This window comes from Pseudomonas sp. RA_15y_Pfl1_P11 (assembly GCF_963970975.1).
Lineage (GTDB): Bacteria > Pseudomonadota > Gammaproteobacteria > Pseudomonadales > Pseudomonadaceae > Aquipseudomonas > Aquipseudomonas tritici.
The window spans coordinates 158,971-183,873 of record NZ_CAXAOY010000009.1 but is presented as its reverse complement, the minus strand read 5'-3'; the positions used below and the strand labels follow the sequence as shown (position 1 = coordinate 183,873).

Here is a 24,903-nt window from a genome sequence, read left to right as displayed (position 1 = left end):
ATCGAACATATTGTTGCCTTGCTAATCATCTGAAGGGACTCGGTCAATGTGGGAGCTGGCTTGCAATACGCATCAGGTCGCGTCGGCGTGGCTGACCATGCCTTTGATCACCACGGCGGCCGTCGCCAATGCAGCCGGAATCACCAGCGCGGTGAGCACCTGCTCGAAGTTCCAACCCAAGCCAAGCAAGGTGGCGCCCATCCAAGCGCCAAGGATCGCGCCGAAGCGGCCGATGCCGAGCATCCACGACACGCCGGTGGCGCGCCCCTGGGTCGGGTAGAAGCGTGCGGCCAGGGACGGCATTGCCGACTGCGCACCGTTGACGCACATCCCGGCGATCAGCACCAAGGTCGCCAGCACGGTGATATTGCCCAGGCTCTGCCCTACCGCGTAGGCAAACACCCCGGCCAGCAAGTAGAAAATGCCGATGACCTTGTGAGGGTTGAACCGGTCCATCGCCCACCCCACGCCCACCGCGCTCAACACACCACCAAACTGGAACAAGGCGCCGATAAACGCGGCCTGTTCCATGCTGGCGCCGCTGTCGCGCATGAGCGTCGGGAGCCAACTGGTGAGCAGGTACACGATCACCAGGCCCATGAAGTAGGTGAGCCACAGCAATAACGTACCGACGCTGTAGGTGCCGGAAAAAATCACCGCGAACACGTTGCGCGCCTTGACGGTTTTTTGTTCAGGCACGCTGAAGCGGGTGGCCTGGGCAACGATTGAAGGCTCGATGGGTGACAAGGTTTTGCGCACCTTGTCGGAGCCGCGATTGCGCACCACCAGAAAACGCGCCGACTCCGGCAGCCACACCAACAACACCACCGCCAGGATCAACGGCAGGATGCCGCCGATCAGCAGCAGGCTGTGCCAACCGAACGCCGGGATCAGCTTGGCCGAAATAAACCCGCCGCCGGCCATGCCCAGGTTGAAGCCGCAGAACATGCTGGTCACCAGCAGCGACTTAAGGCGTTCCGGGGTGTATTCGGACAGCAGCGTGGTGGCATTCGGCATGCCGGCCCCCAGGCCCAGCCCGGTGAGAAAGCGCAGCACCAGCAACTGATCAACGTTGGCGCTGTAGGCAGACGCCAGGCTGAACGCACCAAACACCAACACCGCGCCTACCAGCACCACCTTGCGCCCGAAGCGATCCGCCAGCGGGCCGGAGCCGAGCGCGCCGAAGACCATTCCGATCAACGCGGCGCTCATCACCGGGCCGAGGCTGGCGCGGTCGATGCCCCAATCCTGGGACAGCGCAGGCGCGATAAAGCCCATGGCGGCCGTGTCGAGGCCATCAAGGAAGACAATCAGGAAACACAGGATCACCACGCGCCACTGATAGCGTGACAGTGGCTGGGTGTTGATGAAGGACTGGACGTCCAGCGTGGTACCGACAGAGGGCTGAGTCATTATTGTTATTTCCACACCGATGGCGGGCTGACGACCTGGGGTCGTCGTTATTATTTGGCGCTGACAGCGCTGCCGCACCTTAATAAGCCTGAGGAAACACCGTCAATTGATCAAACCAGGATCTGTGCGGTCACCGAACAGCTTAGGCAAACAGCTGCGCACTCAGCTCGCAGCTGGCACTCAGCATGCTCGGCAAGAAGCGCTGTTCCAGCTCAGCACGGCTGACCCGTCCGGCGTGGGTGCTGACGTTCAGCGCGGCCAACACTTGGCCCGAGGCGTCATACACCGGCACGGCGATGGAACGCAGGCCCTGCTCAAGCTCTTGGTCGACGATGCACCAGCCCTGTTGACGCACTTGCTGCAGACATTCGAACAAGGCCTGCGGCGTGGTCAAGGTGCGGCTGGTCTTGGTTTGCAGGTCGGCGTGGTCGAGATAATCCTGCAGCGAGGCGTCGTCCAGCGCCGCGAGCAATATGCGGCCCATGGAGGTGCAATAGGCCGGCAACCGCCCACCCACCGACAGGTCCACGGAAATCAGGCGCTGGGTGGTGGCCGAACGGGCGATATAGAGGATGTCGTCGCCTTCGAGGGTGGCCATGTTGCAGGCTTCGTGAAGCTGCTCACTCATGCGGTCCAGGTACGGTTGGGCCGAGACCGCCAGTGGCGTGGACGACAGGTAGGCATGGCCCAGGGTCAGGACTTTGGGCAGCAGCGAATAGGTACGCCCGTCGGTGGTGGCGTAACCGAGCTTGATCAAGGTGTGCAGGCAACGGCGCACGGCGGCGCGGGGGATCTCGGTGCGATGACTGATCTGGGCGATGGTGAGATGGCGCTTGCGCTCCTGGAACGCTTGCACCACCGCCAGGCCACGGGCGAGGGAGGTCATGAAGTCCGGATCACCGGTGAACGCCTGGATACGCTTGGCCGGGGACGCAACGATCGGCGGCGCCACTGACGCGAAAGAGTTGCGCAATTGATCGTTCATGTCGGGGTCCTTACTCTTATTGTCAACCGCAGGGGAGGTTTGGCTGCTATTACAAGTCGCGTCGGCCGCGTGCACAAGGCGGGGCCGAGAACATTGTGCGATTATCGGACAGTCATTCGATTATCGCAATTTGCTGGCGCCCTCCCCTGGCCAGCCAGCGGAACGCAGTAAAATAAAGTCTGAAGTTGGGTTCATTTTATGACGCCAGAATTCACGAAATTAGCGACACACCCGTGTAACAAAATGCTCACACAAAGTTGACGCTTTTTAACTTTATGCCGATAGTGTTATTCAAATGCACCGCTATAATGCACCCTGTGTACAGGTCTGCCCGGTTTACTCTCGAAAGCAGCGCTCGCCCGGTGATGCACGCTGTGCATTGACGACCGCAACTACCTGCTTTGAATGACTGCACTAACAGTGTGGCCGCCCGTCCCTATTTCAAACTCGGACATTTTCACGGTTCAACTTGGAAGACGCCAGGAACGGCATTCAGGCATAACGCTGCAACGTATTTACACTCAACTTAATTAGGTAACGATGTGACGAAAGATGAACTGCGCGCGGAACTTGAGCGCCAGGAGCAACGTTACAAGGACGTTTACGGCGGGGAAGTCACCACCTACGCCGCCCAGCCTGAGCCTGAACGCAAACCCTGGCGCAAGCGAGCCAGTCTCCTCGACCAGGCGTTTGCCCAAGAAATTCAAAAGATTGAACAGGAACTCAAAACCGAAGAGCCATAAGCGATTCGGTTTGGCACTCAAGGTTTTGGCCTCGGCTGCTGGCATATAGCCAGCAACCGGCCACCTTGCATTGCACCACCAGCTGTAAAATTTCATACAAATGTTTCAGACGTGACGTTTTTGTGACAACCCCCTACCCCGCAACCCCTCTGCTTTATGAATCAAAGACTTGCCAAAGCCCCGAAATCCCTGGGATGCGCACCCTAGCGCCGGTTTTTTTCAAGGAAGATTGTTACCGATGAGCAGCTAGTGCATCGATTACTGAGGTTTTCTGGCATAATCGCGCCCCCTTACGACCGGGTCAGAAAACCTTCATGATCGATTTATTCAGCGGACTGGATGCTTGGGTTCTAGTGAGCCTGCTGCTCGCCCTGGCCTTTGTCCTCGCCTTCGAGTTCATCAATGGCTTTCATGACACCGCTAACGCGGTGGCCACAGTCATCTATACCAAAGCCATGCCGCCGCACCTGGCCGTGTTCTTCTCCGGGGTGTTCAACTTCCTCGGCGTGTTGCTCGGTGGTGTCGGTGTCGCCTACGCCATCGTGCATTTGCTGCCGGTGGAGTTGCTGATTAATGTGAACACCGGCCATGGATTGGCGATGGTCTTCTCTTTATTGGCTGCGGCGATCACCTGGAACCTGGGCACCTGGTACTTCGGTATTCCCGCGTCCAGCTCGCACACCCTGATCGGCTCGATCCTTGGTGTCGGCCTGGCCAATGCGCTGATCAACGACATCCCCCTGGCTGACGGTGTGAATTGGCAGAAGGCGATCGATATCGGCGCCTCCCTGGTGTTCTCGCCGATGGCCGGCTTTCTGGTCGCAGCCCTTGTGCTGATTGGCCTGAAGTGGTGGCGCCCGCTGTCGAAGATGCACAAGACCCCGGACCAGCGCCGCAAACTTGATGACAAGAAGCACCCGCCGTTCTGGAACCGCTTGGTATTGGTGATTTCTGCCATGGCGGTGAGCTTCGTGCACGGCTCCAACGACGGTCAGAAAGGTATCGGCCTGATCATGCTGGTGCTGATCGGCATCGTGCCAGCGCAGTTTGTACTCGACCTGGGCAGCACCACTTACCAGATCGAGCGGACCCGCGACGCGACCTTGCACCTGAACCAGTTCTACCAGCGCAACCACGAGACTCTGGGTGAATTCCTGGCCTTGGGTAAAAGCGTGAAGGATGACCTGCCGGGCAAGTTCCGTTGTAACCCGCAGCAGACCGAGCCGACCATCAACGCGCTGCTGGGTACTTTGAAAGGTGTCTCCGACTACCATTCGCTGACCGCCGATCACCGCATTGAAGTGCGCCGCTACCTGCTCTGCCTGGACGATACCGCAAAGAAAGTCGGCAAATTGCCAGGTCTGCCGGCGCGTGAGAAGTCCGACCTCGACAAGCTGCGCAAAGACCTGACCGCCACCACCGAATACGCGCCGTTCTGGGTCATCCTCGCCGTCGCACTGGCCTTGGGCCTGGGCACCATGGTGGGCTGGAAACGTGTGGTACTGACCATCGGCGAGAAGATCGGCAAGCAGGGTATGACCTATGCCCAAGGCATGTCGGCACAGATCACCACCGCGACCATGATTGGCTTTGCCAACATCTTCGCGCTGCCAGTGTCCACTACCCACGTGCTCTCTTCGGGCGTGGCCGGCACCATGGTCGCGAACAAAAGCGGCCTGCAAGGCGGCACCGTCAAAACCATCCTGATGGCCTGGGTATTGACGCTGCCGGCAACCGTGGGCTTGTCGGCCGGGTTGTTCTGGCTGGCCTCCTGGGCACTCGGTAGCTGATAGCCTAGCAGCCATAAAAAAGGTGCGATCCGCGAGGGTCGCACCTTTTTTTATGCCCCGACTCCATACCCAAAGTTGATCTTCAGCGATCAAATAACAGGCAAAAAAAGGGCGACCGAAGTCGCCCAAAATGCCTTGCGTGCTCATGTAACCCGGAAAAACCTATGATTTTTTACGCTTGTTCGCGTCTTTCCAGATAAAAAATCCAAACCCTACAAAAAACATCACCATGAGGCTCACTGTCAGCACTCCGGCAAACACCACATTATCGAAAAACATGACCGGCCTCCTGCACTTGCCCTGTTGCGATAGGGCTAAGTTAATGGAGAAGGCGGATTGAAAAATTGACGGGGATCAATGTCGCCCACGACGGGGCGTAAAGAAGGGAAATAACTGACCTGCATCAACGGATGCAGGCTGTTTCAACGCTTTTTGGGCTTGTTCTTAGGTTTCTTCTTCACTTTGCCGAGCGGCATTGCCTGTTCAAACGCTTGGCGTACTTCATTCAAGCGCTTGTCATTGAGGTCGTGCACCCGCTTGGCGCGTTCGGCATTCAGGTCGATCAGTTTGTCGTCTTCACTCATGGCTTGGCTTACGTGGTGGCTAGAATGGCTCAATAATGCGGCCTCCCCCGCCCAACGGCAAATCAGCGGGCGACAAAAGGCAGGCCATCCCACAAAATCGGTACTTTTCCCTATCAGGAGACGCACTCAGGTGGCACTGCACAAGGACCTTCCGCCGTTGCTGGCGCTGCGCGCCTTTGAAGCCGTGGCGCGGCATTTGAGTTTTATCAAGGCCGCGAACGAGTTGTCGGTGACCCAGAGCGCCCTGAGTCATCAAGTACAGAAACTTGAGCAACACTTGGGCAAACCGCTGTTTATCCGACGCACGCGCGCGATTGACCTGACTGCCGACGGCCAACGTTACTACGACGAAATCAGCCCGGCCCTTGGCGCCATTGCCGCCGCTACCCGTGCCCAACGCGTGCCCCCTAGCGCCACGGTATTGCGCATCGGCTTGCTGGCCTCCTTTGCCACCCTGTGGCTGGCACCACGCCTGGCCGGTTTTCTCAACCGCTACGCGCACATCCAAGTGGAGTTGTTGCCGGCGATCCAGCTGGCGAACGTCGCAGCCGCCGAGGTCGACCTGGCCATCCGCTATGGCAAGGGCGATTGGCCCGATGTACAGGCCACGCTACTGATGCCGGAAATCCTCTCCCCGGTGTGCAGCCCGGCGTTCAAGGCCCGGCATGACGGCCCGCTGCTGATGGCCACTTCGCACCGCCCGTTTGAATGGACCGATTGGTCTGAGCATTACCACGTCGACCTCGCCAACCACCCCCGTGTGATGCTGCACGACTACAACATCGTGGTTGAAGCCGCTGTGGCTGGCCAAGGCATCGCCATGGGCCGTCATCGCCTGATCGAGCGCAAGCTCCTGGACGGCAGCCTGGTACAAGCCTTCGATTGGCCGCCCTATCACAGCGACATTGGCTACTGGCTCGTCGCCCCGCAGGGCACGACGAGTGAAGCAGCCGTATGTTTCAGCCAGTGGCTGAAGGAAACCTGCGCCGACGCGTGAGTGATTTCGATACGTCGCGTGAGATCTATCCGTTTGTCGCCTATCTGAGCAACCAACATGCTGAAACCTCCTGACTCAAGAGGATTCATCATGAGCGACTCCATCCGCCAACGCGTGCAAGCGCTCGGTCTCACGCTGCCCGTCCCCAGCCAACCGGCTGCCAACTACATCAGCCACGTCATCAGCCAGAACCAGTTGTTCATCTCTGGGCAAATTCCACTGGTGGACGGTAAACCTGCCTACGTGGGCCGGCTGGGTGAATCCTTGAGTGACGAAGAAGGCGCACAAGCGGCGGAACTCGCCGTGTTGAGCCTGCTGGCTCAGTTGAACGATGCGCTGGGTGATGACCTGTCACGCCTGATGCGCACGCTGCGCCTGGGCGTTTTTATCGCCAGCCACGCTGATTTCAAGCAACAGAGCGTGGTCGCCAATGGTGCCTCCAACCTGTTGGTCAACGCCCTCGGCGAAAAAGGTCGGCATGTGCGTACCGCCGTGGGCGTTTCCAGCCTTCCGGCCGGCGTGGCGGTGGAGGTTGATGCGATTTTTGAGTTGCGCCCATGAGCCCGCGCGAAATCCAACAATTGCGGGATGCAACACCAGGCTGCCAGTCCGGCATCGTGCATTTCAACCATGCCGGCGCCTCGCTGCCCAGCCAGGCGACCCTCGACGCAATCATCGCGCAGCTGCAACGCGAAGCCCGCGACGGTCCGATGGAGGCCGGCGAACACGGCGAGGCGCTGCTAGAAAAAGCCCGCAGCGCCGCCGGGCAGTTACTCAATGCGCCGGCGTCCTCAATTGCCTTTGCCAGCAGCGGTTCGACCGCCTGGAGCATGGCCTTCCAGGCCTTGGGCCGCTGGCAGCCCGGCGACCGCATTCTGGTGGGCCGTCACGAGTGGGGTGGTAACCTGGCGAGCATGGAACTGGCCGTGCAAGCCGGAGCACGGATCGAAGTCATCCCCTGCGATGACAGTGGAGCGGCCTGCCCAGTGGCGCTGGCATCAATGATCGATGCCCATGTGAAGTTGATCGACCTCACTTGGCTGCCGGCCAACGGTGGCCTGATCAACCCCGCCCAGGCCATCGGCGAGGTCGCCAGGCGCCACGCCATCCCTTATTTCATCGACGCCGGCCAAGCCGTCGGCCAGATGCCAGTAGATGTGCAGGCGCTGCAGTGTGATGTGCTCAAGTCGGCCGGTCGAAAACACCTGCGCGGGCCACGTGGTACAGCGCTGTTGTATGTGCGCCCGGCGTTTCTCGAGCGATTGAAGCCTGCTCAGCGTGACGTGTTTTCAGCGCCATGGACCGCCCAGGGGTTCGACCTGCGCAACGATGCCCGCCGCTTTGAAACCAGCGAGACGTCGTTTGCCTTGCTGGCCGGGCTGGGCAATGCGTTGCAGGAGATGAATCGACTGGGCATCGAGCGTGTCTGGGAGCAAGTGTCGCAGACCAGTGAGCGAATTCGCGAAGCGTTGCGTGAGATGCCGGGCATCTCCCTGCATGACTTGGGCGCCCGTCAATCAGGCTTGATCGCTTTCAACCTGGCCGGTTGGGACGCCTTCGAACTCAAACGGCGCCTGGGCTTGAAGCGCATCAATATCGGCGCTAACGGCGTGGCGTATACCCCGCTGGATATGCAAGCGCGAGGCCTGCAAAGCGTGGCGCGGATTTCAGTCAGCCCGCTCAACAACGAGGACGATATCGCGTTGCTGTCAGCGGCCTTACGCGAGTTGCGCGACTAAACCTCGACATCGACCCACAGGCCCTGGCGCGGCGCGTCTTCGATCAGTGGAATCACCGGCACGGTGTTGTCGGCGTTGAGCACATCCCCCGGAATGGCCAGGTGCTGCTCTGGATCTTCATCGGCTTCACGCCGGCGCTTCTGTTGTTCCTGCTGGCGGCGTTGTTCTTCGCGCAGCAAAAACGCCGAAGTCTCGGCGTCGCCCTTTTTCAGGTCGATGGTGCTCTCATTGGAGCTCGGCTGAACGGGCACAACGGGCGGGATATCCGGCTTCTGGCGCACCGGATCAAGTTGTGACGTCACCGGCACAACGCTGACGGGCAACATGGGTGGCAGCATAATGATTACTCTCCTGATCAACAGGCTGTCGGCGGGTTGCAGGGTGACTTGAGCAGAAGCTCGCCAGGCTGTGACCCAGTCGACACTGGCAAGTGCCCGCCACCCGTCGATTCAGCGCTGAATGCGTCCACCAAACGGAGTAGTTTTTGTCAGAGTCCTTTGGATGAGGGCCTTGTTCCGTTAAGATAGTCGGCTTTTTCACGGCGGGAGTCAGGCAGCATGGCGCAGCAGTATCAACCGGGGCAACGCTGGATTAGTGACAGCGAAGCAGAGCTGGGGTTAGGCACCGTTCTGGCACAGGACGGCCGCTTGTTGACCGTGCTCTATCCGGCCACTGGCGACACTCGCCAGTATGCGCTACGGAATGCGCCCCTCACCCGCGTAAGGTTTTCGCCGGGCGACTCCATCACCCATTTCGAAGGCTGGAAGATGACCGTGCAGGAAGTCGACGATGTCGACGGCTTGCTGGTGTACCACGGCCTCAAAGGGGAGAACGAGCAGGTCACCCTGCCGGAAACCCAACTCTCCAACTTTATCCAGTTCCGCCTGGCCAGCGACCGTCTGTTCGCCGGGCAGATCGACCCGCTGGCCTGGTTCTCGCTGCGCTACCACACCCTGGAACATACCAGCCGCCAATTGCAGTCCTCGCTGTGGGGCCTGGGCGGCGTGCGCGCGCAACCTATCGCGCACCAACTGCACATCGCCCGTGAAGTCGCTGACCGTATCGCGCCTCGGGTATTGCTGGCCGACGAAGTAGGCTTGGGCAAGACCATCGAAGCCGGCCTGGTGATCCATCGCCAACTGCTCTCGGGCCGCGCCAACCGCGTTCTGATCCTCGTCCCGGAAAACCTGCAGCACCAGTGGCTGGTAGAAATGCGCCGGCGCTTCAACCTGCAAGTCGCGCTGTTCGACGAAGAACGTTTTATCGAAAGCGATGCCGCCAACCCGTTCGAAGACACCCAACTGGCGCTGGTCGCGCTGGAATGGCTGGTGGACGACGAGAAGGCCCAGGACGCACTGTTCGCGGCTGGCTGGGACTTGCTGGTCGTCGACGAAGCCCACCACCTGGTGTGGCATGAAGAGAAAGCCAGCCCCGAATACACATTGGTCGAACAGTTGGCTGAAGTGATTCCCGGCGTGCTGCTGCTCACCGCCACCCCGGAACAACTGGGCCAGGACAGCCACTTCGCGCGCCTGCGCCTGCTGGACCCGAACCGTTTCCACGACCTGCACGCCTTCCGCGCCGAAAGCGAAAACTATCGCCCGGTGGCCGAAGCGGTACAAGAGCTGTTGGACAAAGGTCGCCTGTCGCCAAAAGCCCACAAGACCATCCAGGGTTTCCTCGGCAACGAAGGCGAAGCACTGCTCACCGCCGTCAACGATGGCGACACCGAAGCCAGCGCGCGTTTGGTGCGTGAGCTGCTCGACCGCCACGGCACCGGGCGCGTGCTGTTCCGTAACACCCGCGCCGCCGTGCAGGGCTTCCCGGAGCGTAAGCTGCACGCTTACCCGCTGCCGAACCCGGACGAATACCTTGAGCTGCCGCTGGGCGAGCACGCCGAGCTTTATCCGGAAGTCAGCTTCCAGTCGCAGCCGGACATCGAAGAAGAAAACCGCTGGTGGCGCTTCGACCCACGGGTCGAGTGGCTGATCGACCAGCTGAAAATGCTCAAGCGCACCAAGGTCCTGGTGATCTGCGCCCACGCCGAAACCGCGATGGACCTGGAAGACGCCCTGCGAGTGCGCTCCGGCATTCCGGCCACGGTGTTCCACGAGGGCATGAACATCCTCGAGCGTGACCGCGCCGCCGCTTACTTCGCCGATGAAGAGTTTGGCGCCCAGGTGCTGATCTGCTCCGAGATCGGCAGTGAAGGCCGTAACTTCCAGTTCTCCCACCATTTGGTGCTGTTCGACCTGCCGTCCCACCCTGACTTGCTGGAACAACGGATCGGCCGTCTGGACCGGATCGGCCAGAAGCATGTGATCGAACTGCACGTGCCTTACTTGGAAACCAGCCCGCAAGAGCGTCTGTTCCAGTGGTACCACGAAGCGCTGAACGCGTTTCTCAATACCTGCCCGACCGGCAACGCCTTGCAGCACCAGTTCGGCCCGCGCCTGCTGCCGCTGCTGGAAAACGGCGACGACGGCGAGTGGCAAGCCTTGATCGACGAGGCCCGCGCCGAACGCGAGCGCCTGGAGCAGGAGCTGCACACCGGTCGCGACCGCTTGCTGGAGCTCAACTCCGGCGGCGCGGGTGAAGGTGATGCACTGGTGGAAGACATCCTTGAACAAGACGACCAGTTCGCCCTGCCGATCTATATGGAAACCTTGTTCAACGCGTTTGGCATCGACAGCGAAGACCATTCGGAAAACGCGCTGATCCTCAAGCCCAGCGAAAAAATGCTCGACGCCAGCTTCCCCCTGGGCGACGACGAAGGTGTGACCATCACCTACGACCGGAACCAGGCACTGTCGCGCGAAGACATGCAGTTCATCACTTGGGAACACCCGATGGTGCAAGGCGGCATGGACCTGGTGCTGTCCGGCTCCATGGGCAACACCGCCGTGGCGCTGATCAAGAACAAGGCCCTCAAGCCGGGCACCGTGTTGCTGGAGCTGCTTTACGTCAGCGAAGTGGTAGCGCCGCGCGCGCTGCAACTGGGTCGTTACCTGCCGCCGGCGGCACTGCGCTGTCTGCTGGACGCCAATGGCAACGACCTGTCGGGCCGCGTGTCGTTCGAAACCCTCAACGACCAGTTGGAAAGCGTGCCTCGGGCCAGCGCCAACAAGTTTATCCAGGCCCAGCGCGACCATCTGACGCCACGGATCAACGCCGGCGAAGAGAAGATCACCCCGCGCCACGCCGAGCGCGTAGCCGATGCCAAACGTCGCCTGGCGGCGGACACTGACGAAGAGCTGGCGCGCCTGACCGCGTTGCAAGCGGTCAACCCGACCGTGCGTGACAGCGAGCTGGTTGCCCTGCGCAACCAGCGCGAGCAAGGCTTGGCCATGCTGGATAAAGCGGCGCTGCGACTGGAGGCGATTCGGGTGTTGGTGGCGGGTTGATTACCGCCCTACTCCGCTAACAAGAAGGCCCGCGCAATGCGGGCCTTTTTTATTCGCTTGAGCATATTGCTGCCTGTGATGGCCTCTTCGCGAGCAAGTCGAATCGTCGCACCGCCGCTCCCACAGGGGAACGCATTCCAAATGCGGGCTTGCTCGCGAAAGGGTCAACTCGGTCTCAAGCCGTAGCCACAGCAGCCGGCACCTGCACGGCCACCAACCCCTCTTTCATCCGCTTGGCATCCCGCACAAAACAGCGCGACGCCTGAAACAAAAACAACATGGTCAAGAACAGCGCCACCGGAATCAGGTACATGGCGTCATGCAAACCCACCGCTTTATAGGCCTCCGTCATCTGTTCCGCCCCCGCCGCATACATCGCAGAATGGGCAAAATGATCGGAAAGCCCACCCACGACGATCGGCCCCATCCCCCCACCCAGCAAGTACAACCCGGCAAAAAACAGCGCCATCGCCGTGGCCCGCAGGCGCGGTTCCACCACGTCCTGAATCGCCGTGTACACGCAGGTGTAGAAGTTATAGGCAAACAACCAGCCCACACTGAACAACGCCACAAATACGCCAATCTCGATGCGCCCGGCGTGCAACGCCCAGGCGGTGGTCACGGTGGAGATGATCAGGCTGAACGCGGCGAACAACAGCCGGCCATTGGCAACGCGTTGATGGATCTTGTCGGCGATCCAGCCGCCGAGGGTCAGGCCCACCAGGCCGGTCAGGCCGACGATCACCCCGGTGGCCACGGCGGCGTCTTGCAGCGGCATCAGGAAGTAACGCTGCAACATCGGCACCAGGAACGAGTTACAGGCGTAGGTGGCAAAGTTAAAGCACAGCCCGGCCAGCACCAGCCACAGGAAGGTAGGCACCGCCAGCACGCGGCGAACCGGGCGATCGATGCGTTCCTGGGAAACCTGCACGGTTTCCGCCGCGCCGCGCTTGGGCTCCTTGATATAGAACATGAACACCGCAAGGATCAGCCCCGGCACTGCCGCGATAAAGAACGGTGCGCGCCAGCTGTCAAACGCCTTGACCATCCAACCGATGGTGAAAAACGCCAGCAATAACCCCAATGGCAAGCCCAGCATGAAAATGCCCATGGCCCGCGCGCGACGGTGCGCCGGGAACAGGTCGCCAATCAGCGAGTTGGCCGCTGGCGCATAGCTGGCTTCGCCGATGCCGATGCCCATGCGCACCAGCAAAAACGTCCAAAAACTGCCGACCAGGCCGTTGACCGCCGTCAGCCCGCTCCAGGCGAACAGGCCCCACCCCATCAGCTTGCTGCGCGAGCCGGTGTCGGCCATACGCCCCAGGGGCAAGCCGGCGATGGCGTAGACGAGGGTGAAGGCGGTGCCGATGATGCCGAGCTGGAAGTCGCTCAGGTGCCATTCCATACGGATTGGCTCAATGATGATCGCCGGAATGGTGCGGTCGAAAAAGTTGAACAGATTGGCCAGGAACAGCAGGAACAGAATGCGCCAGGCATTCGCCGCTTGGGTCGAGTTCTGCATGGGTCCGTCTCTTTTATTGTTATGAGAGCTGCGATGCCCGCTGCATCCTGCCCGGTACCTGCAACATAGTCAGGCGGGCGGCGGTTGTCTGTAATGATTCGTAAAGCTGATAGGGCATGATTTCACCCGGTGCTGCGGGACTTTGGCTACGAAAATATAAGTCCGCGCCCCCCTTCCCAACCGCCATGGCACGGATAGAATGGCGAGCCTTCCCGTAGTCCCCCCTCTCCTTATCCTATTGATGACGCCCATGTCCGAAGCCAGTCCGTGTCTGAGTTGCGGTGCCTGCTGTTCATACTTTCGTGTGTCTTTCTTCTGGGGAGAGTGCGCCTCATCGGGGGGCACGGTGCCCGACGACCTGGTGGTGCAAATCAACCCAACGCGCGTGGCGATGATCGGTACCGACAAGAAGCCCGTCCGCTGCTGCAGCCTTGAAGGTGAAGTGGGTAAAGGGACGAGTTGCTCGATCTATGAGCAACGCTCAAGCCCCTGCCGCGAGTTTGACGCGTCGTGGAGCCGGGGCGTGCAGAACGTCGATTGCGATGCCGCACGCGCCGCGTTTGGCTTGGCGCCGTTGCAAGCGCCCTTCGAATTGGCGCTGCCCATCAGCGCTTAGCATCAAACGCTATGAGCAGGATGCCAAAATAATTCAGAGCAAAGTGCTATCACCCATGGCAAATTCCGTAAGGCCTCTATACTCGACCTAATAGGTCATCGCCGTAGGCAGTGACGTGACGCTATGACAGGGCATGCTATGGAATGGCTGGGTCTGCATTTTTTCACCGGGCTTCCAGAAAGCGGGCATTTATTACTCAATTGCAGTCATAACCCCTTTTTGGTGCTATTGGCCTACCTCGTCGCTTGCGCGGCAGGCTTCGGCACGCTCGACATGGCTGAGCGCGTAGGTCATGTCGAGGACCCGACCGCGCAGCGCCATTGGCGCTGGCTCGGCGCCAGTTGCCTGGCTGGCGGGATATGGTCCACCCACTTCATCAGCATGCTGGCCTTCCAGGCGCCTATCGCGATTCACTACGACCTGTTGATGACGTTCGCGTCCTTGCTCATCGCGCTGATCGCCTCGTTGATCGCCATGCAGACCCTCAGCCATCCTCGCCTGCGGTTGCACCAGTATGGGCTGGCCTCCCTATGGATGGGCGCCAGCATCGCCTTGATGCATTACGTCGGCATGTCGGCCATGCGTTCCCAGGCCCAGCTGTATTTTGAGACAGAGTTGTTCATAGCCTCGGTGGCCATCGCCATGGGCGCAAGCCTGGCTGCGTTGTTACTGTCGAGCTACCTGCGCACCGGCACCGGCATGTTTCATCAACTGCTCAAATACACCGCCAGCCTGGTATTGGGCGCGGGAATCCTGAGCATGCATTTTACCGGCATGGCCGCGATGCAATTAATAGTGCCCACCGGGGCTGACCTCTCATTGCCTTCGGGTAACAACCCTATCCAGCTGGGCTTGTCGGTGGCGGTCATCACCCTGCTGGTGATTGGCAGCAGCATCAGTGCTGCCCTGGCCGACAAGAAACTGCAGCATAAGGAACGCGACCTGCGCCGGGTTAATGCGTTGCTCAGCGAACTGGATCAGGCGCGCGCTTCATTGCAACAAGTGGCCCATTACGACGCCCTGACCAGCCTGCTCAATCGCCGGGGTTTCAATCAGATCTTTGCAGAGAAGCTTGCCGAAAAAACCGCCTCCCACGGCATGATGGCGGTGATTTTTCTTGATATAGACCACTTCAAACGCATCAACGACAGCCTCGGGCATGACGCAGGTGACCAGTTGCTCACCGTGCTGGCCGCGCATATCAAGGGCTCGGTGCGCAGCCATGCCGACGTGGTTGCGCGGTTCGGCGGCGATGAGTTCTGCATCCTGATCAGCATCCACCACCGCGACGAAGCCCGGCACCTGGCCCAGCGCATCATGCAACAGATGAAAGAACCCATCGAGCTGGCCGGTCGACGCATGGTAATGACCACCAGCATCGGCATCAGCCTGTTCCCCGATGACGGCCTCACCTGCGAGGAGCTGCTGAAAACTGCCGACCTGGCGCTGTATCAGTCCAAGGACACTGGGCGCAATAACCTGAACTTCTTCAGTTCCAACCTGAAAGCTCGCGCCTTTCTCGAGCTGCAATTGGAAGAGGAACTGCGCGGCGCTTTGCGCACCCACAACCAACTGGTGCTGTTCTATCAACCGATCTTTGACATGAAACTGGGCAAAGTTACGCGGCTGGAGGCCCTCGTACGCTGGCAACATCCAAAGCACGGCCTGCTGGCGCCAGATCGGTTTATCGGCATCGCCGAAAACAATGGGCTGATTGCCGAGTTGGACCACTGGGTGTTGCGCCAAGCCTGTCATGACCTAAGAATGCTTTCTGACAGAGGCTATACCGAACTGACGATGTCGGTGAACTGCTCGGCCCTGAACCTCGCCCGTGACGAGCTGGCGGATGAAATCGAAGATGCGCTGCGCTTCAGCGGCGTCGCCGCCACCCGCCTGGAGCTGGAAGTCACCGAAAATGCGCTGATGGGCAATATCAGCAGCACCCTGACGCTGCTGCGGCAAATTCGCGCGCTGGGCGTGTCACTGGCCATCGACGACTTTGGCACCGGCTACTCGTCCCTCGCCTACCTCAAGCGCCTGCCGCTCAATACCTTGAAGATCGACCGCTCGTTTATCCAGGATATTCCCAAGTCCACCACGGATATCGAGATCGTTCAGGCAATTATCGGCATGGCCCACACCCTGCACTTGCAGGTAATCACTGAAGGCGTCGAAACCCAGGCGCAATTCGAGCTGCTGCTCAAGCATGACTGCGATTTCGTCCAGGGTTACCTGCTGAGCCCAGCAGTGGCGGCCAGTGACATCATTGGTGTGATCCAGAGCATCAACATGCGTAACCCGATCTACCCGCGCAGCGTGGTGGACACCAAAGACAACAGCTCGCCGAAAGAAACGTCCTCAAGCCGCGGCGGCTCAAAGTCCATCGTCAGGCCAATTCGCTGACGCCCAACATTTGGCATTTCGCCATCATTCGCCTAAAGAACGCCGACAAACGGCCGATTCATCAGAGTCCGGCCAGGTTTTCCCTGGAGAAACCAGGGTTATCCCCCTTCGCCCAAGACAAGGACGCACTGCAAAGTCGCGAACACCCATTCCGTGATGGCCCTTTGATTTGTTTCAGCCATCCGTCCAGGCACATGGCGCAAAATGACCTCTAAAAATAGCTCTGCCACCGTGGTATCCGACGTGTTGCTCCCAGCTCCTGCGGACAAACCCTCAGGTTCAAAGTCATTGAGCACCGCCCGGCCGCTGGCCACCCAGCAATACCTGTACTTCACCGAAACCAATACCGACCGCATCCTCGACAACCTCGATGGCCTGCGTGACATGGTGTTCCCGCGCCCGCCCCACCAGGAAGGCGACAGCGATCCGCGCAATGAGCAGGAATTCCCCTCGGTGTGCCTGATCGGCCTGGGCCGCTGCGGTTCGAACATTGCGCTGGACGTGGCGGAGTTGGTGTACAACGCGCGCAAGTTCTATTTGAACGAGTTCAGCAACGAAGACAAGTCGCAGGACAAGGGCTACAGCCCGGCCCAGTGGATCCGCAACAACCTGCGCCTGGGCAGCGGCAAGGCGAGCAAACCGGTGTTCCTGGTGGAACCACTGGTGATGCTCGGCGACCTGGACAAGGACATCGCAGGGCGCATCCGCTTCTCGCGCAAGGGCGAAAAAAGCGGCTTCCTGCGCGACTACAGCAAGATGAAAATCATGGACCTCTCGGAAGTCCATGCCGGTGGCGCCGGTAACGCGCCGATCCTCGGCCAGTACCTGGCCAAGATCATCCTCAATAAAGACACCCAGCGTTTTTCCAGCCCCGACTGGAAGATGATCCACTCGTACCTGATCGACTCCTGCGGCATCAAGGCCAACCAGTCGCGCCTGTACTTCTCGATCTTCAGCGCCGGCGGCGGCACCGGCTCGGGCATGGCCTCGGAATTCGGTCTGGCCCAGCAACACTCGTACATGAACAAGACATTCGACACCAAGCCCGCCGACGAGCACGACAGCAAAAGCGGCCACGCGTTTGTGTTCGAGCCGATCTTCACCAGCGGCATCTGCGTGCTGCCGAATATCTCCGACCACCGCAGCGAAATGTCCGAAGCGCTGCACATCAACGCCGGGCGACTGCTGTGCAAATACCTGTCGGAAGAATGGGACTTCTCTTACAACTTCGACAACGAAGACAGCAGCGAAGCCAGTGTGAAGGGCCGCATCCGGCCGTGGAACGCGATGATGCTGATCTCCAACGACATCATGCGCTACGCCGAAGAGAGCGATGACGGCAATATTCAGAACATTGACGTCAATGCCATGGAAAAACACGCCAACCAGTACATTTCCCAGCAGATCTTCAACATCCTCACGGCCCAGGCCGTCACCACCGACTACGACCAGAACTACTTCCGCCGCGCCGGCATCGACATCGGCGAAACCATTCGCCTGGATGCCAACGACCTGTTCATGAGCCTGGCCGGCCCGGTGGCGATTGCCTACGCCGAGTCCGTGGTTCCGGAAACGCCGGCACCGTCGAATGACAAATTCAAGGTATTCGAGAAAGAGCCACAGCGCCTGAACATCGACGACCTGTTCTTCCGTTCCATCGACCTGCCGCACTTCAACAAGGTCACCCAGGCCATCGAAGGCATCAGCCTGTTGCCGATCGAATCCAAACGCTACAAGGCCTCCCTGGAGCAGTACAAGAACTCCGGCTACGACGCGGCAGCGCTGCATGACCTGCACTTCTTCAAGAACTGCTCGTCAGTGGTCTCGATCGTGTCCCTGCCCAAGGACTACAAGCTGTCCTACATGGACCTGAACCGGCTCAAGACTCACCTCAACAGCCTGTTCCCCAACACCACGCTCAAGCGCTACGCCTTGGTGATCGGTGCCTCAGCCAACTTGTCGCTGACCACCCTGATCGCGAAAAGCCCGTGCCTGTCGGATGACTTCCTGACGCTGATCGTGGCGTTTATCAAACGCTGCTTTGCGCGCAACCCGTACCGTTTCGATGACACCCTGGACAACTCGATCCTGGACTTCATCATCCACGAGGACTTCGACGAAGACCGTATCGACGAGCTACTCAACGAGTTCGAGAACCCGGCGAAGATCCTCGACACCAACTGGTACGCGATCAAGCCGATGTATGAGAAGAAGTACCGCGAGTTGATCAACGACAAAGACAAGTTTGTGTCGATCAATGACATCCGCCTGTCGCGGGACTGCGTGAAGAAGGCCATCAAGTACTTGCGTGAGATTTATCGTCACCGGATCGGGAAGACCAAGGTTATTTCGCTGAATAACCACACCGGTAAGACCGGCTGAGGCATTGCGACGGCGCCGCTGGGCGCCGTCGCTGTCTGACTAGGCTCTTCGTTGTTGCAGGTAATCGACGATCGCTTGTTCGTCTGCAGCCTTGGCAGGTCGTGGCAGTTGCTTCGGCCAACCGGTGTCGTGCGTCCCGAAAAACTTCTTCTGCTCAGCCTCATCCCAACCGCGAATTTCACGCGAAGCCGACTCCCACCAGCCCTGCCGGCACACCTCGTAATACGGATGCTCAGGTGCCGCGCTGCCGTAGAGTAAGTCGCGACCGACCCTTTTCAAATGTTTGCGGTGATTGCGCAGCTTCCATTTAATCAGCAGCCGCTGCCAGGCTGATGGCACGGGCTTGACCTGTGGCACGTCCAGGCAACGCGCGACCAGTTCAGGCCCGAAGGTCTCGCCATGAAGGCTGAAAAAGTGCGCTTGCATGGCATGGAAGAAGCGCTTTTCGGCGTAGTAGTGATAGACCAGCTTCTTGGACTCACGCACCGTCTTGCCACGCATCGCAAAGGAAATCGCGACTTGCTCGATGGTGTGGATGTCGAAGGATCCCTGGGTCCACTCGTCGATCCAGCGTATCGCGGCTTCGAGCAGCGGCGCATCGGTGTCACATACACCGCACAGGCCACTGTTGTAAAGCTTGAAGCTGTTGCTGGCAGACACACCATGGGCATGCAGGTGCTTGCCCAGCTTGAGGTAGTCCGGGCGCTTGCAGACGTAGCTCCAGTCGTATTCAAACTCGTCCATCACATACTGGCCAGGCTCGATGAGTTCGAACACACGGTGAGGCGACTTCAGGAACAGCGTATCGGTATCGACGAACAAGGTTTTGTCCGCCAACGTCAACCCTTGGGCGATCGCACACGCCTTGCGTCGATGGAGGTAGCCGTTGTGGCCCTGCCATTGGCTCAGGGTCTGCTCGTCCAACTCGAGGGTCTCCACCGGCCAGCCGGTGAAGTCCTGCGGCCGATCAGTCATGACCCGGATGCACAGCGGCTCGCCAGGCTTGAGCTGCGCCAGGGCAGTAAGAATGCTGAACTTGGCCTCTCGCCGGTAAACCTCTTGTTTACCGTAGATAAGGTATAGCAACTGGTGCGAAGGTTTCGCTGAAGGGGGCAGCGCTGACGGCATGACTAGCTCCGAATAACAAGCGGCGAACTCTACCGGATTTCACCCTTTTCTACCCTGCGATCTCACCGCTACCGGGTACTTGTTCACACCGAGAAACAATTCTGCAGCCGTTTCGGCCTTTGGAAAACTGTTCCCATGACGTGCGCGTCATCCTGGGCTGTGACCTTTCTTCACGGCAAGATGCCATCAAGACGCCAGCGGTTACCCCGCTACACACTTTTAAACGGGCAAAGCGCGCACCGTTTTAGTGCTCACCTCCTAGGCGCTGCCCTTTCCTGGATCAGGATCCAAGGCGAAACCACCACCGCCCACAAGCCTGGATCACGCTCCACCAGGTCCAGCGCCCGCGTCGCAGACACTTCGCCAAGGCTCCCGGCAGCCAGCCAGGCAGCGACTTTGTCGCGGTTATCTTCGGCCATGCCTTCGGCGGCCTCGATCAAATCCAGGCCGGCATCGACCCACAATAGGGCACCCTTGGCAAAGAACGGTTCAAGCTCCTTCCAGGATATTTCGGCGGTTTCGCCGAGCAGCTTGGCATAGAGGGTGCTAGGTTCTTGCGTCATGGGACTTCACCTGAAGAAAAAATCGGCGCAATCATAACGTCACGCATCAGGTAGAAAAACCCAGTTGCAAATGAGTTACCGATTGAAAGTGTCAGGAAAGCCAAGGATTGCCCGGAACTCTGGCATCACCCCGCCGCAATTCTGTCTTTTTCTTTCATTTATGCGACACGCCCGGGTTTTGCCCCCAGCAGCCAGCTTTTCAAGCGATCAACCGGCGCTCTACACTGTACCGGTACAGTTGCCAGGGCACTGCCGGGGGGATATCCGAGATATCTGATCCGGTTCTGCAGCTCACAAGGCCGCTAGAACTATAAAAAATACAACAGTAAGAGTGGAGCAATATGAATAAGGCTACTAAGCAGATTTCCAAACTGTTTGCCGCTATGGTCCTGGCTGGGGTTGCCGGCCATTCGTTCGCAGCCGATACCATCAAGATCGGTATTGCGGGCCCTAAAACCGGCCCAGTGACGCAATACGGCGACATGCAATTCATGGGTGCCAAGCAAGCCATCGCCGACATCAACGCCAAAGGCGGCGTAGATGGCAAAATGCTCGAAGCCAAGGAATACGACGACGCTTGCGATCCTAAACAAGCCGTTGCCGTAGCCAACAAAGTGGTCAACGACGGCGTCAAGTTCGTGGTCGGCCACCTCTGCTCCAGCTCCACTCAGCCCGCCTCCGACATCTATGAAGACGAAGGCGTGATCATGATTACCCCGGCGGCTACCAGCCCGGAAATCACTGCCCGTGGCTACAAGCTGATCTTCCGCACTATCGGCCTGGACAGCGCTCAGGGGCCTGCGGCTGGCAACTACATTGCCGACCACGTGAAGCCGAAAGTCGTTGCTGTGATTCACGACAAACAGCAATACGGTGAAGGCATCGCTACCGCCGTTAAACAGACTCTCGAGAAAAAAGGCGTCAAGGTTGCCCTCTTTGAAGGCATCAACGCTGGCGACAAAGACTTCGGTTCCCTCATCCAGAAGCTCAAGCAAGCCAACGTCGACTTCGTCTACTACGGCGGTTACCACCCTGAGCTGGGCCTGATCCTTCGCCAAGCCAAGGAAAAAGGCGTAAACGCCAAGTTCATGGGCCCTGAAGGTGTCGGTAACGACTCCATCTCGCAAATCGCCCAGGGCGCTTCCGAAGGCCTGCTGGTCACCCTGCCGAAGTCTTTCGACACCGATCCGGCCAACAAGGCAATCGTTGAAGAGTTCGCCAAGAACAAGCAGGACCCAACCGGCCCGTTCGTGTTCCCGGCCTACTCGGCTGTTGAAGTCATCGCCGGCGGTATCGCTGCCGCGAAGTCTGAAGACACCGCCAAAGTGGCTGCAGCCATCCACGCAGGCACGTTCAAGACCCCTACCGGCGAGCTGACGTTTGACGCCAAGGGCGACCTGAAGGACTTCAAATTCGTGGTCTACGAATGGCACTTCGGTAAACCAAAAACCGAAGTTTCCCCTCAGTAAGCCAGGCGTTACTGGTCCAACAAGCCCACTGTGAGAGCAGTGGGCTTTGTTTTACGAGGTTTATGGGCCTGTCACTCGCGATCCGGGTGCTGGCTCACCTGAAAATCTTAAAACCGTCACCAGCGGTTCGCTGGCAAACGCTTTGTGCAACCTGCTCACAGAACAGGGCACGGGCCGGAAATGACTCCACCAGTGAAATGCGTATCGGGTTTTTAGGAGCGCTGTAATGCCTGAGATCTATCATTTTTTCCAAACGCTGGTTAACGGCATGACCGTTGGCAGCACCTATGCCTTGATAGCCATTGGCTACACAATGGTTTACGGCATCATTGGAATGATTAACTTCGCCCATGGCGAGGTCTACATGATTGGTTCCTACGTGGCCTTCATCGCCCTTGCCGGGCTGGCCATGCTGGGTATCCACTCCCTGCCGCTGTTGATGACCGCCGCGTTCCTGGCGTCGATCGTCGTGACCAGTGCCTATGGCTACAGTATCGAGCGCGTTGCCTACCGTCCCTTGCGTGGCAGCAACCGTTTGATCCCGCTGATTTCTGCTATCGGCATGTCGATTTTCCTGCAGAACACCGTATTGCTGTCCCAGGACTCCAAGGACAAGTCCATTCCCAACCTGATCCCGGGGAGCTTCTCCTTCGGCCCAGGCGGCGCACAAGAAGTGCTGATTTCGTACATGCAGGTCCTGGTCTTCGTCGTTACCCTGGTGGCCATGCTGGGCCTGACCCTGTTCATCTCCCGTTCCCGTCTGGGGCGCGCCTGCCGGGCCTGTGCCGAAGACATCAAGATGGCCAACCTGTTGGGCATCAACACCAACAACATCATCGCCCTGACCTTCGTGATCGGCGCCGCATTGGCGGCCGTCGCGGCCGTGCTGCTGAGCATGCAGTACGGCGTGATCAACCCCAACGCCGGTTTCCTGGTAGGTCTCAAAGCCTTTACCGCAGCGGTATTGGGCGGCATCGGCAGCATTCCGGGCGCCATGCTCGGTGGCCTGGTGCTGGGTGTGGCCGAAGCCTTTGGTGCCGATATCTTCGGCGACCAGTACAAGGACGTCGTAGCGTTCAGCCTGTTGGTTCTGGTCCTGTTGTTCCGTCCGACCGGCATCCTGGGCCGTCCGGAGGTTGAGAAAGTATGAGCAAATATCTTAAATCGGCGTTTTTCAGCGCCTTGCTGGTATGGGCAGTGGCCTTCCCGGTACTCGGCCTCAAGCTGAGCATTGTCGGCATCAACCTGGAAGTGCATGGTACCGGTCCCGTGACCCTCACCATCATCGCCCTGTGTTCGGTACTGTTGTTCCTGCGCGTGCTGTTCACCCAGCAGGTCAGCGCCTTGCTCAAGGGCAACCGTGGTCCGTTGGTGTCGCCTAAGGTCAGTCAATTCCTGACCCTTCCACGCACCCAGCGCTACATCATCATCGGCCTGATCGTGGCCGCGTTGATCTGGCCGTTCTTTGGCTCGCGCGGCGCGGTCGACATCGCCACCCTGATCCTGATCTACGTGTTGCTGGGCCTTGGCCTGAACATCGTGGTGGGCCTGGCCGGCCTGCTCGACCTGGGTTATGTGGGCTTTTACGCAGTGGGTGCCTACACCTACGCGCTGCTCTCGCACTACCTGGGTTGGGGCTTCTGGATCTGCCTGCCGTTGGCGGGCATGGCGGCGGCGACGTTCGGCTTCCTGCTGGGCTTCCCGGTGCTGCGTTTGCGCGGTGACTACCTGGCGATCGTGACCCTGGGCTTCGGTGAAATCATCCGTCTGTTCCTGCGTAACCTCACCGATATTACCGGCGGCCCCAACGGCATCAGCAGCATCCCCAAGCCCACCTTCTTCGGGCTGTCGTTCGACCGCACCGCAGCAGAGGGCATGCAGACCTTCCACGAATACTTCGGGATCGACTACAACCCGGTGAGCAAAGTGGTGTTCCTGTACCTGGTGGCGCTGTTGCTGGCACTGGCCGCACTGTTCGTGATCAACCGCCTGCTGCGCATGCCGATCGGCCGCGCGTGGGAAGCACTGCGCGAAGATGAAATTGCCTGCCGTGCACTGGGCATGAACCCGACAATCATCAAGCTTTCGGCCTTCACCCTCGGGGCAACATTCGCCGGTTTCGCCGGCAGCTTCTTCGCCGCTCGCCAAGGTCTGGTGACGCCGGAGTCGTTCACCTTTATCGAGTCGGCGATCATCCTCGCCATCGTGGTACTGGGTGGCATGGGCTCGCAACTGGGCGTGATCCTGGCGGCGATCGTGATGATCCTGCTGCCGGAAATGATGCGTGAGTTCAGCGAATACCGCATGTTGATGTTCGGCGCCATGATGGTGCTGATGATGATCTGGCGTCCTCAAGGCCTGCTGCCCATGCAACGTCCACACATGGAGCTGCGCAAATGAGCCGCGAGATCCTGAAAGTCGAAAATCTGAGCATGCGCTTCGGCGGCTTGCTGGCGGTCAACGGCGTGGCCCTGACCGTGAAAGAGAAACAGGTTGTGGCGCTGATTGGCCCGAACGGCGCCGGCAAGACCACGGTGTTCAACTGCCTCACCGGTTTCTACAAGCCGAGTGGTGGCAGCATCCTGCTGGATGGCCAGCCGATCCAGGGTTTGGCCGGTCACGAGATCGCCCGCAAGGGCGTGGTGCGGACCTTCCAGAACGTGCGGTTGTTCAAGGACATGACGGCGGTCGAAAACCTGCTGATTGCCCAGCACCGTCACCTGAACACCAACTTCTTCGCAGGCTTGTTCAAGACCCCGGCGTTCCGCAAAAGCGAGAGCGAGGCCATGGAATACGCGGAGTACTGGCTGGACAAGGTCAACCTCACCGAGTTTGCCAACCGCCCTGCCGGCACCTTGGCTTATGGCCAGCAACGTCGCCTGGAAATCGCCCGCTGCATGATGACCCGCCCGCGGATCCTGATGCTCGACGAACCGGCCGCGGGTCTGAACCCCAAGGAAACCGAAGACCTCAAGGCGCTGATCAGCGTGTTGCGTGAAGAAAACAACGCCACCGTGCTGTTGATCGAACACGACATGAAACTGGTCATGAGCATTTCCGACCACATCGTGGTGATCAACCAGGGCACGCCGTTGGCCAACGGCACGCCGGAGCAGATCCGCGACAATCCTGAAGTGATCAAAGCCTATTTGGGGGAAGCGTAAA

The 24,903-nt window shown here is 59.4% G+C and carries 21 protein-coding genes; 13 read left to right on the top strand and 8 right to left on the bottom strand.

Annotated elements, in window-relative coordinates; translation table 11 throughout:
- Positions 1-72: 72 nt before the first annotated feature.
- Positions 73-1,413, bottom strand: coding sequence for an MFS transporter (locus AACY44_RS14255; protein WP_339427812.1), 1,341 nt, complete (start codon positions 1,411-1,413; stop codon positions 73-75).
- A gap of 142 nt (positions 1,414-1,555) precedes the next feature.
- Positions 1,556-2,398 carry a pca regulon transcriptional regulator PcaR gene (gene pcaR / locus AACY44_RS14250; RefSeq protein ID WP_314564805.1) on the bottom strand — a complete coding sequence of 281 codons (843 nt, stop codon included), beginning with the start codon at positions 2,396-2,398 and terminating at the stop codon, positions 1,556-1,558.
- Between the two features lie 542 nt (positions 2,399-2,940).
- Here pcaR and AACY44_RS14245 point away from each other — a divergent pair.
- The gene (locus tag AACY44_RS14245; protein ID WP_003189295.1) at positions 2,941-3,141 is read left to right on the top strand and encodes a hypothetical protein; all 201 of its coding nucleotides are present in this window, start codon (positions 2,941-2,943) and stop codon (positions 3,139-3,141) included.
- A 314-nt stretch (positions 3,142-3,455) separates the two neighbouring features.
- Positions 3,456-4,931 carry an inorganic phosphate transporter gene (locus AACY44_RS14240; RefSeq protein WP_049709598.1) on the top strand — a complete coding sequence of 492 codons (1,476 nt, stop codon included), beginning with the start codon at positions 3,456-3,458 and terminating at the stop codon, positions 4,929-4,931.
- A 162-nt stretch (positions 4,932-5,093) separates the two neighbouring features.
- Here the strand turns inward: AACY44_RS14240 and ccoM are convergent, their stop codons facing one another.
- Positions 5,094-5,210, bottom strand: a complete 117-nt coding sequence (gene ccoM, locus AACY44_RS14235) for a cytochrome c oxidase subunit CcoM (RefSeq protein WP_305884516.1) — start codon at positions 5,208-5,210, stop codon at positions 5,094-5,096.
- Between the two features lie 143 nt (positions 5,211-5,353).
- Entirely contained in the window at positions 5,354-5,515 is a 162-nt protein-coding gene (locus tag AACY44_RS14230) for a hypothetical protein (RefSeq protein WP_017137225.1), read from the bottom strand.
- Between the two features lie 130 nt (positions 5,516-5,645).
- On the opposite strand from AACY44_RS14230, the gene AACY44_RS14225 reads away from it, so the two are divergent.
- The 3 genes from AACY44_RS14225 (at position 5,646) to AACY44_RS14215 (ending at position 8,251) form a co-directional block, all read left to right on the top strand.
- Positions 5,646-6,512, top strand: coding sequence for a LysR substrate-binding domain-containing protein (locus tag AACY44_RS14225; RefSeq protein ID WP_339435922.1), 867 nt, complete (start codon positions 5,646-5,648; stop codon positions 6,510-6,512).
- A gap of 90 nt (positions 6,513-6,602) precedes the next feature.
- Positions 6,603-7,073, top strand: a complete 471-nt coding sequence (locus AACY44_RS14220; RefSeq protein ID WP_339415011.1) for a RidA family protein — start codon at positions 6,603-6,605, stop codon at positions 7,071-7,073.
- Positions 7,070-8,251 carry an aminotransferase class V-fold PLP-dependent enzyme gene (locus tag AACY44_RS14215; RefSeq protein ID WP_339530460.1) on the top strand — a complete coding sequence of 394 codons (1,182 nt, stop codon included), beginning with the start codon at positions 7,070-7,072 and terminating at the stop codon, positions 8,249-8,251. Before AACY44_RS14220 ends, AACY44_RS14215 begins: the two co-directional genes overlap by 4 nt.
- On the opposite strand, the gene AACY44_RS14210 is transcribed toward AACY44_RS14215, so the two are convergent.
- Positions 8,248-8,589: an aspartate-semialdehyde dehydrogenase gene (locus AACY44_RS14210; protein ID WP_339435920.1), complete on the bottom strand. Its 342-nt coding sequence runs from the start codon at positions 8,587-8,589 to the stop codon at positions 8,248-8,250. The two genes, AACY44_RS14215 and AACY44_RS14210, sit on opposite strands and share 4 nt — an antisense overlap.
- 219 nt (positions 8,590-8,808) lie before the next feature.
- Between AACY44_RS14210 and rapA the strand changes: the two genes are divergently transcribed.
- On the top strand, positions 8,809-11,655 hold the full coding sequence (gene rapA, locus AACY44_RS14205) for an RNA polymerase-associated protein RapA (protein ID WP_339415014.1): 2,847 nt from the start codon (positions 8,809-8,811) through the stop codon (positions 11,653-11,655).
- A gap of 175 nt (positions 11,656-11,830) precedes the next feature.
- Here rapA and AACY44_RS14200 read toward each other — a convergent pair whose 3' ends face one another.
- Positions 11,831-13,177, bottom strand: a complete 1,347-nt coding sequence (locus tag AACY44_RS14200; RefSeq protein ID WP_339415015.1) for a spinster family MFS transporter — start codon at positions 13,175-13,177, stop codon at positions 11,831-11,833.
- A 250-nt stretch (positions 13,178-13,427) separates the two neighbouring features.
- Between AACY44_RS14200 and AACY44_RS14195 the strand changes: the two genes are divergently transcribed.
- From AACY44_RS14195 to AACY44_RS14185, 3 genes are all read left to right on the top strand, one after another.
- The gene (locus AACY44_RS14195) at positions 13,428-13,793 is read left to right on the top strand and encodes a YkgJ family cysteine cluster protein (protein WP_339506525.1); all 366 of its coding nucleotides are present in this window, start codon (positions 13,428-13,430) and stop codon (positions 13,791-13,793) included.
- Positions 13,794-13,931: 138 nt separating this feature from the next.
- The gene (locus tag AACY44_RS14190) at positions 13,932-16,196 is read left to right on the top strand and encodes a putative bifunctional diguanylate cyclase/phosphodiesterase (RefSeq protein WP_339455707.1); all 2,265 of its coding nucleotides are present in this window, start codon (positions 13,932-13,934) and stop codon (positions 16,194-16,196) included.
- A 204-nt stretch (positions 16,197-16,400) separates the two neighbouring features.
- The gene (locus AACY44_RS14185; protein WP_339437991.1) at positions 16,401-18,578 is read left to right on the top strand and encodes a hypothetical protein; all 2,178 of its coding nucleotides are present in this window, start codon (positions 16,401-16,403) and stop codon (positions 18,576-18,578) included.
- Between the two features lie 39 nt (positions 18,579-18,617).
- On the opposite strand, the gene AACY44_RS14180 is transcribed toward AACY44_RS14185, so the two are convergent.
- Together AACY44_RS14180 and AACY44_RS14175 are read right to left on the bottom strand one after the other, a co-directional pair.
- A complete protein-coding gene (locus tag AACY44_RS14180; protein WP_339415019.1) occupies positions 18,618-19,706 on the bottom strand; it encodes a hypothetical protein in 1,089 nt (362 codons plus the stop codon).
- Between the two features lie 251 nt (positions 19,707-19,957).
- Entirely contained in the window at positions 19,958-20,269 is a 312-nt protein-coding gene (locus AACY44_RS14175; protein WP_339435913.1) for a DUF2288 domain-containing protein, read from the bottom strand.
- A gap of 341 nt (positions 20,270-20,610) precedes the next feature.
- On the opposite strand from AACY44_RS14175, the gene AACY44_RS14170 reads away from it, so the two are divergent.
- From AACY44_RS14170 to livG, 4 genes are all read left to right on the top strand, one after another.
- Entirely contained in the window at positions 20,611-21,738 is a 1,128-nt protein-coding gene (locus tag AACY44_RS14170; protein ID WP_339415021.1) for a branched-chain amino acid ABC transporter substrate-binding protein, read from the top strand.
- Between the two features lie 226 nt (positions 21,739-21,964).
- Complete coding sequence (gene livH, locus AACY44_RS14165; RefSeq protein WP_339415022.1) at positions 21,965-22,888, top strand: high-affinity branched-chain amino acid ABC transporter permease LivH; 924 nt, start codon at positions 21,965-21,967, stop codon at positions 22,886-22,888.
- Entirely contained in the window at positions 22,885-24,138 is a 1,254-nt protein-coding gene (locus AACY44_RS14160; RefSeq protein ID WP_339415023.1) for a high-affinity branched-chain amino acid ABC transporter permease LivM, read from the top strand. Before livH ends, AACY44_RS14160 begins: the two co-directional genes overlap by 4 nt.
- Positions 24,135-24,902, top strand: a complete 768-nt coding sequence (gene livG / locus AACY44_RS14155) for a high-affinity branched-chain amino acid ABC transporter ATP-binding protein LivG (RefSeq protein WP_339415024.1) — start codon at positions 24,135-24,137, stop codon at positions 24,900-24,902. The genes AACY44_RS14160 and livG overlap by 4 nt, the downstream gene beginning before the upstream one ends.
- Position 24,903 lies beyond the last annotated feature (1 nt).

What these genes read in the sequence shown, in the direction of transcription:
- AACY44_RS14255 (WP_339427812.1), bottom strand. Translation starts at nt 1,413, where the DNA reads ATGACTCAGCCCTCTGTCGGTACCACGCTGGACGTCCAGTCCTTCATC.
- pcaR (WP_314564805.1), bottom strand. Translation starts at nt 2,398, where the DNA reads ATGAACGATCAATTGCGCAACTCTTTCGCGTCAGTGGCGCCGCCGATC.
- AACY44_RS14240 (WP_049709598.1), top strand. Translation starts at nt 3,456, where the DNA reads ATGATCGATTTATTCAGCGGACTGGATGCTTGGGTTCTAGTGAGCCTG.
- ccoM (WP_305884516.1), bottom strand. Translation starts at nt 5,210, where the DNA reads ATGTTTTTCGATAATGTGGTGTTTGCCGGAGTGCTGACAGTGAGCCTC.
- AACY44_RS14230 (WP_017137225.1), bottom strand. Translation starts at nt 5,515, where the DNA reads ATGAGTGAAGACGACAAACTGATCGACCTGAATGCCGAACGCGCCAAG.
- AACY44_RS14220 (WP_339415011.1), top strand. Translation starts at nt 6,603, where the DNA reads ATGAGCGACTCCATCCGCCAACGCGTGCAAGCGCTCGGTCTCACGCTG.
- AACY44_RS14215 (WP_339530460.1), top strand. Translation starts at nt 7,070, where the DNA reads ATGAGCCCGCGCGAAATCCAACAATTGCGGGATGCAACACCAGGCTGC.
- AACY44_RS14210 (WP_339435920.1), bottom strand. Translation starts at nt 8,589, where the DNA reads ATGCTGCCACCCATGTTGCCCGTCAGCGTTGTGCCGGTGACGTCACAA.
- rapA (WP_339415014.1), top strand. Translation starts at nt 8,809, where the DNA reads ATGGCGCAGCAGTATCAACCGGGGCAACGCTGGATTAGTGACAGCGAA.
- AACY44_RS14200 (WP_339415015.1), bottom strand. Translation starts at nt 13,177, where the DNA reads ATGCAGAACTCGACCCAAGCGGCGAATGCCTGGCGCATTCTGTTCCTG.
- AACY44_RS14195 (WP_339506525.1), top strand. Translation starts at nt 13,428, where the DNA reads ATGTCCGAAGCCAGTCCGTGTCTGAGTTGCGGTGCCTGCTGTTCATAC.
- AACY44_RS14190 (WP_339455707.1), top strand. Translation starts at nt 13,932, where the DNA reads ATGGAATGGCTGGGTCTGCATTTTTTCACCGGGCTTCCAGAAAGCGGG.
- AACY44_RS14185 (WP_339437991.1), top strand. Translation starts at nt 16,401, where the DNA reads ATGACCTCTAAAAATAGCTCTGCCACCGTGGTATCCGACGTGTTGCTC.
- AACY44_RS14180 (WP_339415019.1), bottom strand. Translation starts at nt 19,706, where the DNA reads ATGCCGTCAGCGCTGCCCCCTTCAGCGAAACCTTCGCACCAGTTGCTA.
- AACY44_RS14175 (WP_339435913.1), bottom strand. Translation starts at nt 20,269, where the DNA reads ATGACGCAAGAACCTAGCACCCTCTATGCCAAGCTGCTCGGCGAAACC.
- AACY44_RS14170 (WP_339415021.1), top strand. Translation starts at nt 20,611, where the DNA reads ATGAATAAGGCTACTAAGCAGATTTCCAAACTGTTTGCCGCTATGGTC.
- livH (WP_339415022.1), top strand. Translation starts at nt 21,965, where the DNA reads ATGCCTGAGATCTATCATTTTTTCCAAACGCTGGTTAACGGCATGACC.
- AACY44_RS14160 (WP_339415023.1), top strand. Translation starts at nt 22,885, where the DNA reads ATGAGCAAATATCTTAAATCGGCGTTTTTCAGCGCCTTGCTGGTATGG.
- livG (WP_339415024.1), top strand. Translation starts at nt 24,135, where the DNA reads ATGAGCCGCGAGATCCTGAAAGTCGAAAATCTGAGCATGCGCTTCGGC.